Annotated in this window: 10 protein-coding genes; all 10 read left to right on the top strand. The window is 62.5% G+C overall.

Going from position 1 to position 16,450, the window contains the following annotated elements; genetic code table 11:
- The first annotated feature begins 13 nt into the window (after positions 1-13).
- Entirely contained in the window at positions 14-1,804 is a 1,791-nt protein-coding gene (locus CUJ84_RS22485) for a sensor histidine kinase (RefSeq protein ID WP_105007793.1), read from the top strand.
- Positions 1,801-2,253, top strand: coding sequence for an HPr kinase/phosphorylase (locus CUJ84_RS22480; protein ID WP_105007792.1), 453 nt, complete (start codon positions 1,801-1,803; stop codon positions 2,251-2,253). The genes CUJ84_RS22485 and CUJ84_RS22480 overlap by 4 nt, the downstream gene beginning before the upstream one ends.
- A gap of 150 nt (positions 2,254-2,403) precedes the next feature.
- Entirely contained in the window at positions 2,404-2,805 is a 402-nt protein-coding gene (locus CUJ84_RS22475; RefSeq protein WP_003544139.1) for a PTS sugar transporter subunit IIA, read from the top strand.
- A 9-nt stretch (positions 2,806-2,814) separates the two neighbouring features.
- Positions 2,815-3,090 carry an HPr family phosphocarrier protein gene (locus tag CUJ84_RS22470; RefSeq protein ID WP_003544133.1) on the top strand — a complete coding sequence of 92 codons (276 nt, stop codon included), beginning with the start codon at positions 2,815-2,817 and terminating at the stop codon, positions 3,088-3,090.
- 154 nt (positions 3,091-3,244) lie between these two features.
- The gene (gene ahcY / locus CUJ84_RS22465) at positions 3,245-4,645 is read left to right on the top strand and encodes an adenosylhomocysteinase (protein WP_011649859.1); all 1,401 of its coding nucleotides are present in this window, start codon (positions 3,245-3,247) and stop codon (positions 4,643-4,645) included.
- Positions 4,646-4,849: 204 nt separating this feature from the next.
- Positions 4,850-7,435: a sensor histidine kinase gene (locus tag CUJ84_RS22460; RefSeq protein WP_105007791.1), complete on the top strand. Its 2,586-nt coding sequence runs from the start codon at positions 4,850-4,852 to the stop codon at positions 7,433-7,435.
- A complete protein-coding gene (gene tsaE / locus CUJ84_RS22455) occupies positions 7,432-8,949 on the top strand; it encodes a tRNA (adenosine(37)-N6)-threonylcarbamoyltransferase complex ATPase subunit type 1 TsaE (protein ID WP_105007790.1) in 1,518 nt (505 codons plus the stop codon). The genes CUJ84_RS22460 and tsaE overlap by 4 nt, the downstream gene beginning before the upstream one ends.
- A 13-nt stretch (positions 8,950-8,962) precedes the next feature.
- Entirely contained in the window at positions 8,963-9,694 is a 732-nt protein-coding gene (locus CUJ84_RS22450; protein ID WP_105007789.1) for a nucleotidyltransferase family protein, read from the top strand.
- A gap of 3 nt (positions 9,695-9,697) precedes the next feature.
- Positions 9,698-12,892 carry a double-strand break repair protein AddB gene (gene addB / locus CUJ84_RS22445; RefSeq protein ID WP_105007788.1) on the top strand — a complete coding sequence of 1,065 codons (3,195 nt, stop codon included), beginning with the start codon at positions 9,698-9,700 and terminating at the stop codon, positions 12,890-12,892.
- Positions 12,885-16,436 (top strand): double-strand break repair helicase AddA, encoded by a 3,552-nt coding sequence (gene addA, locus CUJ84_RS22440; RefSeq protein ID WP_105007787.1) that lies wholly within the window; start codon positions 12,885-12,887, stop codon positions 16,434-16,436. Before addB ends, addA begins: the two co-directional genes overlap by 8 nt.
- Positions 16,437-16,450: the final 14 nt, after the last annotated feature.

Genomic DNA, 16,450 nt, shown 5'->3' with positions numbered 1-16,450 from the left:
AAAGGGCCTGTCATTGGCACAGTTGGTGCAGGAAAGGGATCTGGACGACGCGGAGGGCGTGAGCACCCGTCGCGTCCGGGGCCGCCGTTGGTCGCATCCCTTCACGCTGATCCGCCGCATCTTCGGCAATGCCGTCTTTTCGAGCCTGACGCGGCGCATCCTGTTCTTCAATCTCGTCGCACTGGTGGTGCTCGTCGGTGGCATCCTCTATCTCAACCAGTTTCGCGAGGGATTGATCGACGCCCGCGCCGAAAGCCTGCTGACGCAGGGCGAGATCATCGCGGGCGCCGTTTCGGCCTCCGCGTCGGTCGATACCAACTCGATCACCATCGATCCGCAGAAGCTGCTCGAGCTGCAGGCCGGCCAGAGCATCACGCCGGTGCCGAACGACGAGGACCTCGAATTCCCGATCGATCCCGAAAAGGTCGCGCCGGTCCTGCGCCGGCTTATCTCTCCGACGCGCACACGCGCCCGCATCTTCGATGCCGACGCCAATCTGCTGCTCGATTCGCGCCATCTCTATTCGCGCGGCCAGGTGCTGCGCTTCGACCTGCCGCCTGTTGAAGAGGAGAAGCAGACCTGGAGCGAGTGGTTCGCCACCCTGTTCAACAAGGCGCTGCAGCCCGGCAATCTGCCGCTCTATAAGGAAGCGCCGGGCGGCGACGGCTCGATCTATCCCGAGGTGATGAATGCGCTCACCGGCGTGCGCGGCGCGGTCGTGCGCACCACCGAGAAAGGCGAACTCATCGTTTCCGTCGCCGTGCCGATCCAGCGCTTTCGCGCCGTGCTCGGCGTTTTGCTGCTGTCGACGCAGGCGGGCGACATCGACAATATCGTTCATGCCGAGCGGCTTGCCATCATGCGCGTCTTCGGCGTCGCGACCCTCGTCAACGTGCTGCTGTCGCTGGTGCTTTCATCGACGATCGCCAATCCGCTGCGCCGTCTTTCGGCGGCTGCCATCCGTGTGCGCCGGGGCGCCAAGGCACGCGAGGAGATCCCCGACTTCTCCGCCCGCCAAGACGAAATCGGCAACCTTTCCATCGCGTTGCGCGAGATGACGACGGCGCTCTACGACCGCATCGATGCGATCGAAAGTTTCGCGGCCGATGTCAGCCACGAGCTCAAGAACCCGCTGACATCGCTGCGCAGCGCTGTTGAAACGCTGCCGCTGGCCCGATCCGACGATTCCAAGAAGCGGCTGATGGACGTCATCCAGCACGATGTCCGCCGCCTCGACCGGCTGATCAGCGATATTTCCGATGCCTCCCGTCTCGATGCCGAACTCGCACGCGTCGATGCCGGCTCCGTCGATATGGAGGTGCTGCTGCGTGACCTCATCGAGGTTTCGCGCCAGGTCAGGAGCACCAAGAAGCAGGTGGAGATCGAATATGCGATCGAGCGCAAGCCGAACATCAAGACGCGCTTCGTCGTCAATGGCCACGATCTGCGCATCGGCCAGATCATCGCCAACCTGATCGAGAATGCCCGCTCTTTCGTGCCGGAAAAGGGCGGAAAGATTACCGTGCGGCTGGTGCGGACGCGTTCGCGATGCGTCGCCACTATCGAAGACAACGGCCCCGGCATCCAGGCGGAAAATATCGACCGCATCTTCGAGCGCTTCTATACGGACCGGCCGGAATCGGAAGGCTTCGGCCAGAATTCAGGCCTCGGCCTTTCGATCAGCCGGCAGATCGCCGAGGCGCATGGCGGTTCGCTGAGAGCCGAAAACATCACCGATGCCGAAGGCGGGCATGTGCTCGGCGCGCGCTTCATCCTCTCTTTGCCAGTCGGCACCGCAGCATGACCGAGGCAGCTTTCAACATCCATGCGACGGCGATCGTCGTCGGCAAGACGGGACTGCTGTTCAGCGGGCCTTCCGGCTGGGGCAAATCGATGCTGGCCTTCACCTGCATGACGGAGGCGCGCCGGCTCGGGCTTTTCACGGCGCTGATCGCCGACGACCAGGTTCTTCTCTCAGGAGAGACCGGCGCGGTGATTGCCGCGTGCCCGCCATCGATCACCGGGCTGATGGAGCTTCGCGGCACCGGTATCGTTCATCAGGACCATATTCCCAGGGCGGCCATGCATTATGCCGTGCTTCCGGGCAGCGCTACCGGTGAAAACCGGGTGCCTCCCGAGGGCGAAATGGTGAGCCTTGCTGCCGGTTTTTCGCTTCCCGCATTGCGGTTGCTCGCGGGCGTTTCCTCACCCCTTGCAATCCTGATGGCAAAAGTGCCGGATATCGGGCGCTAGGGCCTTCCGGATTGGTCAATCTGCCTTATATAGTCGCATTTTTATCTTGCACTTCGGCTTTTCATAGCCAAGATGTGCCCCCACCGGTGGACGTAATTGCTGCATTGCGATATTGGGTCCACCGTTTGCGTCTATGGGAGCAGTAATATCATGATCGGACTTGTGCTTGTCACTCATGGCAAGCTGGCTGAAGAGTTTCGTCATGCTGTCGAGCACGTCGTCGGTCCTCAGAAATTCATCGAGACGGTCTGTATTGGCCCCGAAGACGACATGGACCAGAGACGGCAGGACATTCTGGAAGCCGTTTCCGGTGCCGATGATGGCCATGGCGTCGTCATCCTGACCGACATGTTCGGCGGCACGCCGTCCAATCTTGCCATATCAGTCATGAGCAGCGGCCATACCGAAGTCATTGCCGGCGTCAACCTGCCGATGTTGATCAAGCTTGCCGGTGTGCGCGGCGAGAACAACATGGAAAAGGCGCTGGTGGAGGCTTCCGAGGCCGGGCGGAAATATATCAATGTCGCGAGCCGTGTGCTCAGCGGAAAATAACGAGCCTTCATGACATCGCTCTCCCGGGAACTCCTCATTATCAACAAGCGCGGTCTTCACGCGCGCGCTTCCGCCAAATTCGTGCAGATGGTCGAGACCTTCGATGCCGCCATCACCGTTTCCAAGGACGGGATGACGGTCGGCGGCACCTCCATCATGGGACTGATGATGCTTGCGGCAAGCCCCGGCTCGAGCGTCGTCGTTTCGGCGAGCGGCAGCCAGGCCGAGGAAGCGCTGGAGGCGCTGGACCAACTGATCCAGAATAGGTTCGGCGAAGAAATGTGAGCGCCGGCGAGCTCATATAAACATATAAAGACTTCTTTATATCCTTATTGCCATCCCCGGCGAAGCCTGCTAAACGGCGGACATGCCGTGCGCTTGCACGCGGTCATCTTCGCGCCTGCGCCAATTTTGAGACGTTTTCAGCCTGGAGGCCTCTATGAGCACTGAAAAAGATTATGTCGTCGCCGATATCGGGCTTGCGGATTTCGGCCGCAAGGAAATTACGATCGCCGAAACCGAAATGCCGGGGCTGATGTCCTGCCGCACCGAATTCGGCCAGACAAAGCCGTTGAAGGGCGCGCGCATCACCGGCTCGCTGCACATGACCATCCAGACGGCTGTGCTCATCGAAACGCTGGTCGCGCTGGGCGCCGAAGTCCGCTGGGCCTCGTGCAACATCTTCTCGACGCAGGATCATGCCGCTGCCGCGATCGCCGCTTCCGGCGTGCCTGTCTTCGCCATCAAGGGCGAATCGCTCGAGGATTACTGGGTCTACACCGACAAGATCTTCCAGTGGGCCGATGGCGGCCTTTCCAACATGATCCTCGATGACGGCGGCGACGCCACCATGTACATCCTGCTTGGCGCCCGCGCCGAAGCCGGCGAGGACGTGCTATCTCACCCGCATTCCGAAGAAGAGGAAATTCTCTTCGCACAGATCAAGAAGCGCCTTGCCGCTTCCCCGGGCTGGTTCACCAAGCAGCGCGACGCGATCAAGGGCGTCACCGAGGAAACGACGACCGGCGTCAACCGCCTTTACCAGCTCAGCCAGAAGGGCCTGCTGCCCTTCCCGGCGATCAACGTCAACGACTCGGTTACCAAGTCGAAGTTCGACAACAAGTATGGCTGCAAGGAATCGCTGGTCGACGGCATCCGTCGCGGCACCGACGTGATGATGGCCGGCAAGGTTGCTGTCGTCTGCGGATACGGCGACGTCGGCAAGGGTTCTGCCGCTTCGCTCTCCGGCGCCGGCGCCCGCGTCAAGGTGACCGAAGCCGATCCGATCTGCGCATTGCAGGCTGCGATGGACGGTTATGAAGTCGTTCTGCTCGAGGACGTCGTTTCCTCGGCCGATATCTTCATCACCACCACCGGCAACAAGGACGTCATCCGCATCGACCATATGCGGGCGATGAAGGATATGGCGATCGTCGGCAATATCGGTCACTTCGACAACGAAATCGAAGTCGCCGCATTGCGCAATCTCAAGTGGACCAATGTCAAGCCACAGGTCGACCTGATCGAATTCCCCAAGGGCAACCGCATCATCCTTCTTTCCGAAGGCCGTCTGCTCAACCTCGGCAACGCCACCGGCCATCCGTCCTTCGTGATGTCGGCTTCGTTCACCAACCAGACGCTGGCACAGATCGAGCTCTTCACCAAGCCCGACCAGTATTCCAACCAGGTCTATATCCTGCCGAAGCATCTCGATGAAAAGGTCGCACGCCTGCATCTCGACAAGCTCGGCGTGAAGTTGACTGAGCTTTCTGAGGAACAGGCTGCCTATATCGGCGTCTCGCCGAAGGGCCCGTTCAAGTCCGACCACTACAGATATTGATCTGATAGTTAATATCCACAAGATGTAGAAAGCCGCGGCATTGACAAATGTCGCGGCTTATTTTTTGGACGCTCCCTTCCCGCCGATTCCCTTCCGAAGTATTGTTTTAAGACTTGATTCGTGGCGCCGGACCCTGTCCGACCGCTCCGAAAATGGGATGTCTTGTCGTAATGCGGCACATTGAAGGACGGAGACATACCGCGGATGTCGGAAATGAAAAGCAGCCTGCCCGGTCAGGCGGATGATGGCGCTCGCGCCGATCGCCGCCCGCTGATGGCAGGCCAAGGATATAAATCTGCAACGGCACACGAGGCCGCAAAGCAAGAGCACGGACCATTGGCCCGCTTCCTGAAAAGCTGCGCGGCCGGCACGGCGCTTGCCGCGCTGGCGCGGCCGGCTCTGGCACAGGCGGAGCAGCAGGCGGCGGCCTCGGCTCACCTCTTCACATCCTCGCAGGTGATCGGTGTTTCCGTCGTCATCGGCGTCATATCGGCAGCCTTGCTGTCGACGCTGTGGCTCGTGCGCCAGCGCGGCAACCTGGAAAACGAGAGCCGGGAAATCCGCTCGGCGCTCTCCGATGCCCAGCAGCGCATTTCGCAATACCAGGCTCTGATCGCCGACAAGAACCGGCGGATCGTCATCTGGGACGGCAATGCGCGCCCCGAACTGCTCGGTCAGCTTCCGCCCGAGACCGGCGCGCCGCAGGACGGCGAATTCCTGGCCTTCGGCCTGTGGCTGAAGTCACGTTCGGCTTCCGAGCTGGAAAAGGCGATCGACCGGCTGCGGGACGAGGCGCAGAGCTTCGACATGGTGGTCGAAACCATCCGCGACGAAATCCTCGAGGCGCAGGGCCGGGTTTCCGGCGGGCGTGCTTTCGTCCGTTTCGTGGCGCTCAACAATCTGCGCGCCGAGCTCGCAGAGCTCAGGATCGAGCGCGACCGGCTGATGACCTCGATCTCGGCCTTCCAGACCATGCTCGACGCGATCGACATGCCGGCCTGGCAGCGCGATCCGGTGGGCCGCCTCACCTGGGTCAACCAGGCTTATGGCGAGGCGGTCGAGGCGCGATCGCCGCAGCAGGCGATCAATGAAGGCCGCGAGATGCTGACGACCGTGGCGCGCGAACGCATTCGCGCAACGACGACGCCGGAATCGCCCTTCCACGACAAGATTTCGACGGTCGTGCACGGCAACCGCACTTTCTTCGACGTCGTCGACGTCAGGGTTCCCGGCGGCTCGGCCGGCATCGCGATCGATGTGTCCGACATAGAAGCGGTGCGCGCCGAGCTGGAACGGACGCTGAAGAGCCATGCCGAAACGCTCGACCATCTCGCCACGCCGGTTGCCATCTTCGACGGCGACCGCCGGCTGCAATTCTACAACCAAGCCTTCGTCGCGCTCTGGGAGCTGGATATCGCCTTCCTCGAAGGCCGACCTGACAATAGCGAGCTGCTCGAGCGGCTGCGGGCGGCCAAGAAACTGCCGGACCAGCTCAACTGGAAAAGCTGGAAGGAAGCCGCACTTTCCGTCTATCGCGCGCTCGACACGCAATCCGATCTCTGGCACCTGCCGAACGGACAGACGTTGCGCGTCTTTGCAACCGCCCATCCGCAGGGCGGCGCCACCTGGGTGTTCGAAAACCTGACCGAGCAGGTCGATCTCGAAACGCGCTACAACACGCTGGTCAAGGTGCAGGGCGAAACGATCGACCATCTTTCAGAAGGTGTGGCGGTGTTCGGTCCCGATGGGCGCATCCGCCTTTCGAACCCGGCCTTCCGCGCGCTCTGGGGGATCACCGAAACCGAAGCCAAGCCCGGCACCCATATCCGTGCGCTCGGCGAGGCCTGCGCGCCTTCCTATGATCGGCCGGATGGCTGGAAGACCTTCGCGGAGCTGATCACCAGCTTCGACGACGAACGCCGCTCAGGCCAGGGAACGCTGGAACTCTTCTCCGGCCTCGTGCTCGACTATGCCGTCATCCCGCTGCCGAACGCGCAGACCATGCTGACCTTCGTCAACATGACGGACAGCGTGCGTGCCGAGCGCGCGCTGACCGAGAAGAACGAAGCGTTGCGCAAGGCCGACGAGCTGAAGAACGACTTCGTCCAGCACGTTTCCTATGAACTGCGTTCGCCACTGACCAACATCATCGGCTTCACCGATCTCCTGCGCACGCCGGGTGTCGGGCCGCTGAACGAACGACAGGCCGAATATATCGACCACATCTCGACCTCGTCCTCGGTCCTCTTGACGCTCGTCAACGATATCCTCGACCTTGCGACCGTCGACGCCGGCATCATGCGCCTCAACTATGCGGATATCGATCTCAACGATCTGCTCGACGACGTCTCGATGCAGATCGCAGATCGCCTCCACGAAAGCGGCGTGGCGCTTGAAATTACCGCACCCGCCTATCTCGGCTCTATCATTGCCGATCCGCAGCGGCTGAAGCAGATCCTCCTGAAGCTTCTTTCCAATGCAGCGAATTTCTCGCCGGAGGGCACCTCGATCTCGCTGGAATGCCATCGCGAAGGCACGGATTTCGTCTTCGCCGTCAGCGATCGCGGCCCCGGCATCTCACCTGATATGATCGCGACCGTCTTCGACCGTTTTGCCACGGGGGCGAAAAGCGGCAAACGCGGCGGCGCCGGCCTCGGTCTCTCGATCGTCGACAGCTTCGTCAGTCTGCATCATGGCGATGTGACGATCGACAGCGAGCCGGGCAAGGGCACGACCGTCGTCTGCCGTATCCCCTCGGTCGATGTACCGCATTCCGCCGCCGCCGAATGACGACCAGCGATGCGATCTCGCTTTTCCTGAAAGATGAGGCGGCTACCATCCGCCTCGGCGAAGATCTGGCACTGGCCCTGAAGGCCGGCGATTGCCTTGCCCTTTCCGGCGATCTCGGCGCGGGGAAATCCTCGCTCGCCCGGGCGATCCTGCGCGCCATGGCCGACGACGAAGAGCTCGAGGTCCCGAGCCCGACCTTCACGCTGGTCCAGTCCTACGATCTGCGCATCCCCATTTCGCATTTCGATCTTTACCGGCTCGGCGACCCCGCCGAACTGACCGAACTTGGCTTCGACGAGGCTCTGCAGAACGGCGTCTGTCTCGTCGAATGGCCGGAGATGGCGGAGAGCGAGCTGCCCGCTCAGCGCATCGCATTGACGCTGGAACATGAGGGCAACGGCCGCCGGGCAACAATCAAAGCCGTTGGCGCGCAAATTGCACGCATCCGTCGCGTCCTGGCGATCCGCGATTTCCTCGATGACGCCGGTTACCCCGCAGCGAAACGCCGCTTCCTGACCGGCGATGCCTCGCTGCGCGCCTATGAGGCGATCTATCCGAAGGGCGAGAACCAGCGCATCATCCTGATGGACTGGCCGCCGCTTGCTGGAGGTCCGCCGGTTCTCGACGGTAAACCCTATCCCAAAGTCGCGCATCTTGCCGAAAACGCCTATCCGTTCGTGGCGATCGCCGATGCGCTGCGCAAGGACGGCTTTGCGGCGCCCGAAGTCTACAAGGTGGATTATAACAAGGGTATCCTGCTGATCGAAGATCTCGGCAGTGACGGCGTGCTGGATGCCCGCGGACAGCCTATTATCGAACGCTATCGCGAAAGCGTTGCCTGCCTGGCCAGACTGCACGCCCTGAAATTTCCGCACGACATCCCTGTTGGAAAGGGGCATGTCCATCATGTCCCTGATTTCGACCGTACGGCGATGAAGATGGAGGTGCGGCTGGTGCTCGACTGGCACCTGCCCTGGAAGCGCCAGGGCGCACCTGCAACGGAAGCCGAACGCGCGGATTATCTGGCGATCTGGGATACACTCATCGACGAACTGGCAACGGCCGAGAAGAACCTGCTGCTGCGCGACTTCCACTCGCCGAATATCATCTGGAGACCGCATGCGAAGGGCGTCGAACGGATCGGCCTCATCGACTTCCAGGACGCCATGATCGGCCCGACGGCTTATGACCTCGCCTCAATCGTCCAGGATGCGCGTGTAACGATCGAGCCAGGCCTCTTTCGGCAGCTGATGGATGATTATCTGGGGCTTCGCCGCGCACAGGGCGGTTTCGACGAAGACGGCTTCATGAGGGCCTGGGCAATCATGTCGGCGCAGCGCAATTGCAAGCTTGCCGGTCTCTGGGTGCGCCTGTTGCAGCGCGACGGCAAGCCGGGTTATCTGAAACACATGCCGCGCACGCTTTCCTATCTGAACGTCGCGCTTGCGCATGAAACGCTTGCCCCCTTGCGCGATTGGTGCACAAGGGCTGGAATAGGCCAGAGCGAATCATAAGTTCCGGATCAGAATGACCATCAGACAAGCCATGGTACTGGCCGCGGGTCTCGGAACCCGCATGCGCCCGATCACCGACACGATCCCGAAGCCGCTGGTGAAGATCGACGGCAAGCCGATGATCGACTACGCGCTGGATTCGCTGGTGGCGGCCGGCGTCGAACGGGCCGTCGTCAACGTCCACCACTTCGCCGATCAGATGCTCGACCATCTCGGGAACTACCGCGGCCTCGACATCGTCATTTCCGACGAGCAGGACGCTCTGATGAATTCCGGCGGCGGGCTGGCGAAGGGCCTGACATTGCTTAACCGCAACAATGTCTTCGTCATGAATGCCGATCTCTTCTGGATCGGCGAGCAGCCGGGGCGACCGACCAACCTGCAACGCTTAGCCGGATTCTTCGATAGTGAACGCATGGACATGGCGCTGCTTTGCGTTGGGATCGAGGATACGACAGGTCACAACGGCAAGAACGACTTCAGCCTCGCAGCCGATGGCCAGCTGACGCGTTATCGCGACGATCCGTCCAATCCCGTCGTCTATGCCGGAGCGATCGTCATGAACCCGGCGCTGCTCGACGATGCACCGAAGGATGCCTTCAACCTCAATATCTATTTCGACAAGGCGATCGCGCGCGGACGGCTTTTCGGCATGGTGCTCGAAGGCCATTGGCTGACGGTCGGCACGCCGGAGGCAATCGGCGAGGCGGAGGAAACGATCCGCAGGTTGCGGGCGTTTGCCTGAGCCATGGCGGAGCGGCACCAGCCACGCATCCTGACGATCCCGGCGGGCCTCCCCTTCCTGAAAACGCTGGTGACGACGCTTTGCGATGGCCGATTGACGCCGATTTTCCGGCACGAGGCTGATGATCCGCTATCGCTTGCCAAGGTGACGATCTACCTGCCGACCCGGCGCGCCGTGCGTGTGCTGCGCTCGGAATTCGTCGACCTGCTCGGCGGCCGCTCGGCGATCCTGCCGGTCATCCGTCCGCTCGGCGAAACCGACGACGATAGCGGTTATTTCGACGAGGCGCTGCCGGCAACGATCGATCTCGCCCAACCGCTGTCGAATACCGCCCGTCTGCTGGAGCTGGCGCGCCTGATCCTTGCCTGGCGAAACAAGCTGCCGGAGATCGTCCGCCACATTCATTCGGACTCGCCGCTCGTTGCGCCGGCAAGTCCGGCGGATGCGATCTGGCTCGCCCGCAATCTTGCGGAGCTGATCGATTCCATCGAGACCGAGGATCTCGACTGGTCGGAACTGTCGAAACTCGACACTGGCGACTATGCCGCCTGGTGGCAGCTGACGGCGGAATTTCTGCAGATCGCCAGCGCATTCTGGCCGGAGCGGCTGTCTGAACTCGGCAAATCCTCGCCGGCACGGCACAGAAATGCCATTCTCCGGGCTGAAGCAAGCCGGCTCTCGGCGACGAAACCGGCCGGACCGATCATCATCGCCGGTTCGACAGGGTCCGTTCCCGCCACCGCCGATCTCATCGCCGCCGTCGCCCATCTGCCTGAAGGCGTGATCGTGCTTCCGGGTCTCGATCTCTCCATGCCCGAAAGGCACTGGCAGATGGTCACGCCGGAACTGGCGCCCGGCCAACATGCCAATCCCGCAAGCCGGAGCCATCCGCAGTATGGTCTCTCTTCGCTGCTCAAGCGGCTGAAGCTGACGCGGGCCGACGTCACGCTCCTCGACAGACCGGAGGCCGATCTCGACCGGCGCGCCGAAATCCTGTCGCGGGCACTTGCCCCGGCGGAGGCGACCAGCGACTGGGGAGCATGGAAGAACGACCTGCCAGCAAGGGCGCTGTCTTCGGCCTTCTTTGATGTCTCGCTGATCGAAGCCGCCAATGAGCGCGAGGAAGCAACCGCGATTGCCATCGCGCTCCGGCTGGCGTTGGAAAGGCCGGGCCAGGACGGCGAAAGCCGGGCAGCACTTATCACTCCGGACCGCAATCTCGCGCGGCGCGTGATGGCCGAGCTTTCCCGCTTCGGCATCCTCGCCGACGATTCGGCGGGCACGCCGCTTTCGGCCATGCCGCAGGGCACCTTGCTGCAATTGCTGCTGGAGGCAGCGTTGCGGCCGGGCAATCCGGTGGCGATCGTCTCCTTGCTCAAACATCCGCTTGCCCGCTTCGGCCTGGAACGCGACGCCTTGATTTCCGCTACAGAGGCGCTCGAGCTGCTGGCACTGCGCGGCGGCGTGGCAGAGGTGGATATCAGCGCGCTGGAACCGCTGCTCACTCACCAGCTTGCCGAACAGGCCCTGGACAGGCACGCGCCGCAGTGGCGAAAAGCGCTTTCGCCTGAGGCCGCAGACGCCGCATACGATCTTGCCCGGCGGGTCGCACAAGCGACCGAACCGCTGGCTTCGGCGCTGATGCGGCACCGGCCGGAAGATCGCGGAAGAACGGTGCGCTTCACATTGTCCGAATGGGCGGAGCGCACCGGCCGTTCGCTTGAAGCGGTGGCGGTCGATCCGCAAGGCAATCTCGCCGACCTCTGGTCGAACGAAGCGGGAGACGCCCTCGCCGCCCTGCTCGGTGAAGTGATCGACACGGACGGCCAGATGGAGGCCGACGGACCGCAGTGGATCGACATTATGGCAGCCCTTGCCGCCGGTCATGCGGTGAAGCCACGGGCGCTCAGCCATCCGAGGCTCTTCATCTTCGGCACGCTGGAAGCCCGCCTGCAGAGCGTCGATACGTTGATCCTCGGCGGCCTGAACGAAGGCACGTGGCCGGGACAGACCGCCAACAATCCCTTCATTCCGCGCATGATGAAGACGGAGATCGGCCTCGAGCCGCCGGAGCGGCGCATCGGCCAGCTGGCGCATGATTTTGAGATGGCAAACGGTACGCGCCATCTGATCTATTCGCGCGCGCTGCGCCAGGGCTCAACGCCGACCGTCGCCTCGCGTTGGCTGCAGCGGCTGCTGGCGCTCGGCGGAGAGGCGTTCGAAGCGGAATTGAAGGGGCGCGGCAATCGGTTCCTCCAATGGGCCGCTCTCATCGATCGAGGAGATGCTCAGGCGCCGGCGCAGCGCCCCTCGCCGAAACCGCCGCTGGCGCTGCAGCCGAAATCCTATTCCTTCAGCGAAGTCGGCCGGCTGCGCCGAGATCCCTATGCCATCTATGCCCGTCGCATCCTGCGGCTTGACCCCGTCGACCCGTTCAATCGTGATCCAGGGGCGGCCGAACGCGGAACGCTCTACCACGAGATCATCGATCGGTTCATCCGCGAGGCTCACATCGCCGGCACGCCGGATGCGGCAGCGGCGATGGAGGCCATCCTTTCCGAGCTGTTCGACATGGAAAAACTGCCGCCGCATATCGACGCGGTGTGGCGGCCGCGCTTTCGCGCGGTGGCCCGCGTCTTCCTCGAATGGGAGGCTGGACGCCGGCATGGCATCCTGAAAACGCTGACGGAAGTACGGGGCGGGATGGAGCTGGAGCCGATCAATATCCGGCTCACCGGCGTTGCAGACCGGATCGACGTCACAGGACCAAATTCGGCCGACATCATCGACTACAAGACTGGGTACAATCCCTCGCCGGCGCAGGCGCGCGTGCTTCTCGATCCCCAGCTTGCGCTTGAAGCGGCGGCCTTGAGCGCCGGCGCTTTTCGCGATGCCGGCAGCCTCGTGCCGCAGGACCTTCTCTATGTGCGTCTGCGTCCGGGAAACCGCTTTCAAGTCGACACTGTCAACAACGAGAGCTCAGCGCGCAGCGACAAGGCGAAATCGGCGATGGATCTCGCCGCCGAATCGATCGACCAGCTGGTCAAATTCGTGGGGTTGCTGCAATCCAACGAACGAGGCTTTACCTCGCGGCTGATCCCGGCCCAGCAATTCGATTTCGGCGGCGACTACGATCATCTTGCCCGCGTCTCCGAGTGGTCGACGGCCGAAACCGAAGAGGGCGGCGGCGATGAGTGATGTGACCGCCCTTCCCAACGACGACGATCCGGGCGCCTGGATCGGCTGGACGACGATCCAGCAGGCGATTGCCTCCGATCCGATGCGTTCGGCATGGGTCTCGGCCAATGCCGGTTCCGGCAAGACGCATGTACTGACACAGCGCGTCATCCGGCTGCTGCTTGCCGGCGCGCGGCCTTCCGCCATTTTGTGCCTCACCTATACCAAGGCTGCCGCCTCCGAAATGTCGAACCGTGTCTTCGAACGGTTGGCGGAATGGGTGGTGCTTGACGATGAAGACCTCGGCCGGCGGATCACTGAGATCGAGGGTACGGCTCCCGACGGATTGAAGCTTGCCGAGGCCCGCCGGCTGTTTGCCAAGGCGCTGGAGACACCCGGCGGACTGAAGATCCAGACGATCCATGCCTTTTGCGAGGCACTGCTGCATCAATTCCCGTTGGAGGCCAACGTTGCCGGGCATTTCTCGGTTCTCGACGATCGCGCGGCGGTGGCGCTGCTTGCCGATGCGCGCCGGGCGCTGCTGACGGCAACGGCGCCTGACGAAGATAGCGCCCTTGCCGAGGCATTCGCCTACGTGCTCAATCTCGGCGACGAATCCGGACTGGAGAATCTGCTCGGCGACATCGTCGCCAACCGCAATGCCATTCGTCGTTTCACGGCGACGGCCGAACAGCAGGGCGGCGTGGAAATGGTTCTGCGCAAAAGGCTTGGCCTTGCCGCCGGCGACACGGAAGACCGGATCGCGGCGCAATATTGGCCATTGCCCGCGCTTTCGGGCAGCACGCTAGAGCTTTATCTCTCGCTCGCCGACCAGAAGGGCGGTGCGAAGGCGCAAGAGGTTGCCTATGGCCTCAGGCTCACCGGGCGGGAGCGCGACGACGCAAGGCGCGCTGAGATCCTCGAAAAAATCTTTCTGACCGTGAAGGGCGAGCCCAAGGCGGACTCGCAATTCTTCGTCAAGGCCATGCTTGCCGAGGCACCGCAGCTGTCGGAGGCCATCGCCATTGCCCGCGCGCATGTCGCAGCAAGCCGCGACCGGCTGAAGCTGATGCGGATGTACGGCGCCACACATGCGGCGCTCGTACTCGCCGACCGGCTGAATCACGACTATGAGGAGTTGAAGAAGCAGCGCAGCCAGCTCGATTTCGAGGACCTGATCACCCGCACCGCCGACCTCCTGACGAAAAGTGGCGTCGGCCCCTGGATCCACTACAAGCTCGATCGCGGCATCGATCATATCCTCGTTGACGAAGCCCAGGATACCAGCCCGATCCAGTGGAGCGTCATCCAGTCGCTCGCCGAAGATTTCTTCTCCGGCGAAAGCGCCCGGCCGATCGTGCGCACGCTGTTTGCCGTCGGCGACGAAAAGCAGTCGATCTATTCCTTCCAAGGGGCGAGACCCGAGCGTTTTTCCGAGGAGAGCGACCGGACGCGGCGGCGCGTTTCCGACAGCGGGCAGAGTTTTTCCTCCGTGCGGCTGCCGCTGTCGTTCCGCTCGACCGCCGACGTGCTCGAGGCCGTCGACCACATTTTCAAGACATCCGAGAACGCGCGCGGCCTCAGCGCGCTCGGCGAACCGGTCGTGCATCGTTCCAGCCGCATCGGACATCCCGGCGCCGTCGATCTCTGGGAGATGGTTGCGCCGGAAGCGGTGGTGAAGGAGGAGGACTGGACGGCACCCTTCGACGCAACGCCGGAAAGCGCGCCGGCCGCGATCCTCGCACGGCGGATCGCCCATTCGATCGGCAGTCTCGTCGGCCGCGAAACGATCGTCGACAAAGGCAAGGAGCGCCTGATCGAGGCCGGCGACATTCTGGTGTTGGTGCGCAAGCGCGACGCCTTCGTCAATGCGTTGACGCGCGCGTTGAAGCGCCGCGGCGATATTCCCGTCGCCGGTGCGGACAGGCTGGTGCTGACCAGCCATATCGCCGTGCAGGATCTGCTGGCGCTCGGCCGTTTCCTGCTTCTGCCGGAAGACGATCTTTCGCTCGCCGCCGTGCTCAAGAGCCCGCTTTTCGATCTCTCGGAGGACGACATCTTTGCGATCGCCGCGTTGCGCGGCGACAATCAGAGCGTCTGGAGCCATCTCAAAAGCTTCGCCGCCGACGGCACCGAGCGTTTCCGCGCTGCCGTCGAGAGGCTGGAGCTATTTCTCCGGCAGTCCAGGAGCCTGTCGGTCCATGATTTCTATGCGCGCGTGCTGGGGAGCTATGGCGGGCGGCGGCAATTCCTTGCCCGTCTCGGCACCGAGGTCAGCGATATCCTCGACGAATTCCTGACCTTCACGCTCGACCACGAGAGTTCCGGCCTTCCTGGGCTGCAATCCTTCATCTCGACGCTGGAACTCGAAGCACCGGTGATGAAGCGCGAGCAGGACAAGGGGCGCAACGAGGTGCGGATCATGACGGTGCATGCCTCCAAGGGCCTTGAGGCACCGATCGTTTTCCTCGTCGACGGCGGTTCGAAGGCCTTCACCCATACCCATCTGCCGAAGCTTCGCCTGATCGAGACCGGCCTCGACGAGCCGCCGATGCCCGTCTGGGTTCCTGTCTCCGATCTCGCCAATTCGCTGACGCAGGACGATGCGACGCGTATCCAGATGCTGGCGGAAGAAGAATACCGCCGGTTACTCTATGTCGCCATGACGCGCGCGGCCGACCGGTTGGTCGTCTGCGGCTATCGTGGCGTGCGTGTGAACAACGACACCTGGCATATGATGATTTCGACGGCACTGGACGACGACCATCCACATGTGGAGGCGACTACATTCTCCGGTCCCGATGGGGAATGGCCGGGCATCAAGTGGCGCGTGCCGCGGATAGAACGAAGTTTCGAGCGTATCGATCGCAGCGAAGAGCGCGACAGCGAGGAGACCTTGCCGGACGGCCTGTTGCGGCCATTGCCGCCGCAGGCTGAGCTGCCCCGGCCACTCAGCCCTTCCGGTGCCGGGACGATCGTCGATGAAGATGAAGGCGGTCTGCTGGTCGTTTCGCCGCTGTTTGGCGAGAAGGAGCACAGCGATCGCTCACTGGAGAAGGGCAGGCTGATCCATCGCATGCTGCAGGCGCTTCCCGAAATTCCACTTGGCGAACGGCCTGATGCGGCAAGCCGCTATGCCGAACGGGCGGCGCGATTCTGGCCGGAAGGCGAACGGCGCAAGCTTGTCGATTCGGTTCTGAAACTATTGGACGAGAAAGGTCTGCAGGCCGTTCTCGGCGCACAGGCTCAGCCTGAGGTTTCGATCATGGGGACATTGACGCTCGTTGACAGGCGCTATGCGGTTTCGGGCCGCATCGACCGGCTTGCGGTTCTTTCCGATCGTGTCGTCATTCTCGACTACAAGACCAATCGGGTGCCGCCGGTAACGGAAGAGGCTATTCCCTTCGCGCACCGGGCGCAGCTGGCAATCTATCGTGAAATCCTGGCGCCGCTTTATCCGGGCAAACGTATCGACTGCATGCTTGTCTATACCGAGAATGCTTCGCTCTATACGCTGAGCGAGAAGGCACTCAGTTTGGCGCTTGCAGGACTCAATACAAAGTGAAATACCGGACATTG

The organism is Rhizobium leguminosarum (assembly GCF_002953715.1).
GTDB classification, from domain to species: Bacteria; Pseudomonadota; Alphaproteobacteria; order Rhizobiales; family Rhizobiaceae; genus Rhizobium; species Rhizobium leguminosarum_V.
The sequence above is the reverse complement of the archived record's forward strand: the minus strand, read 5'-3'. Positions and strand labels throughout refer to the sequence as shown.

Coding starts and splice junctions, on each gene's coding strand:
- CUJ84_RS22470 (WP_003544133.1), top strand. CDS start 2,815: ATGACATCGCTCTCCCGGGAACTCCTCATTATCAACAAGCGCGGTCTT.
- tsaE (WP_105007790.1), top strand. CDS start 7,432: ATGACGACCAGCGATGCGATCTCGCTTTTCCTGAAAGATGAGGCGGCT.
- CUJ84_RS22475 (WP_003544139.1), top strand. CDS start 2,404: ATGATCGGACTTGTGCTTGTCACTCATGGCAAGCTGGCTGAAGAGTTT.
- addA (WP_105007787.1), top strand. CDS start 12,885: ATGAGTGATGTGACCGCCCTTCCCAACGACGACGATCCGGGCGCCTGG.
- CUJ84_RS22480 (WP_105007792.1), top strand. CDS start 1,801: ATGACCGAGGCAGCTTTCAACATCCATGCGACGGCGATCGTCGTCGGC.
- addB (WP_105007788.1), top strand. CDS start 9,698: ATGGCGGAGCGGCACCAGCCACGCATCCTGACGATCCCGGCGGGCCTC.
- CUJ84_RS22450 (WP_105007789.1), top strand. CDS start 8,963: ATGACCATCAGACAAGCCATGGTACTGGCCGCGGGTCTCGGAACCCGC.
- ahcY (WP_011649859.1), top strand. CDS start 3,245: ATGAGCACTGAAAAAGATTATGTCGTCGCCGATATCGGGCTTGCGGAT.
- CUJ84_RS22460 (WP_105007791.1), top strand. CDS start 4,850: ATGTCGGAAATGAAAAGCAGCCTGCCCGGTCAGGCGGATGATGGCGCT.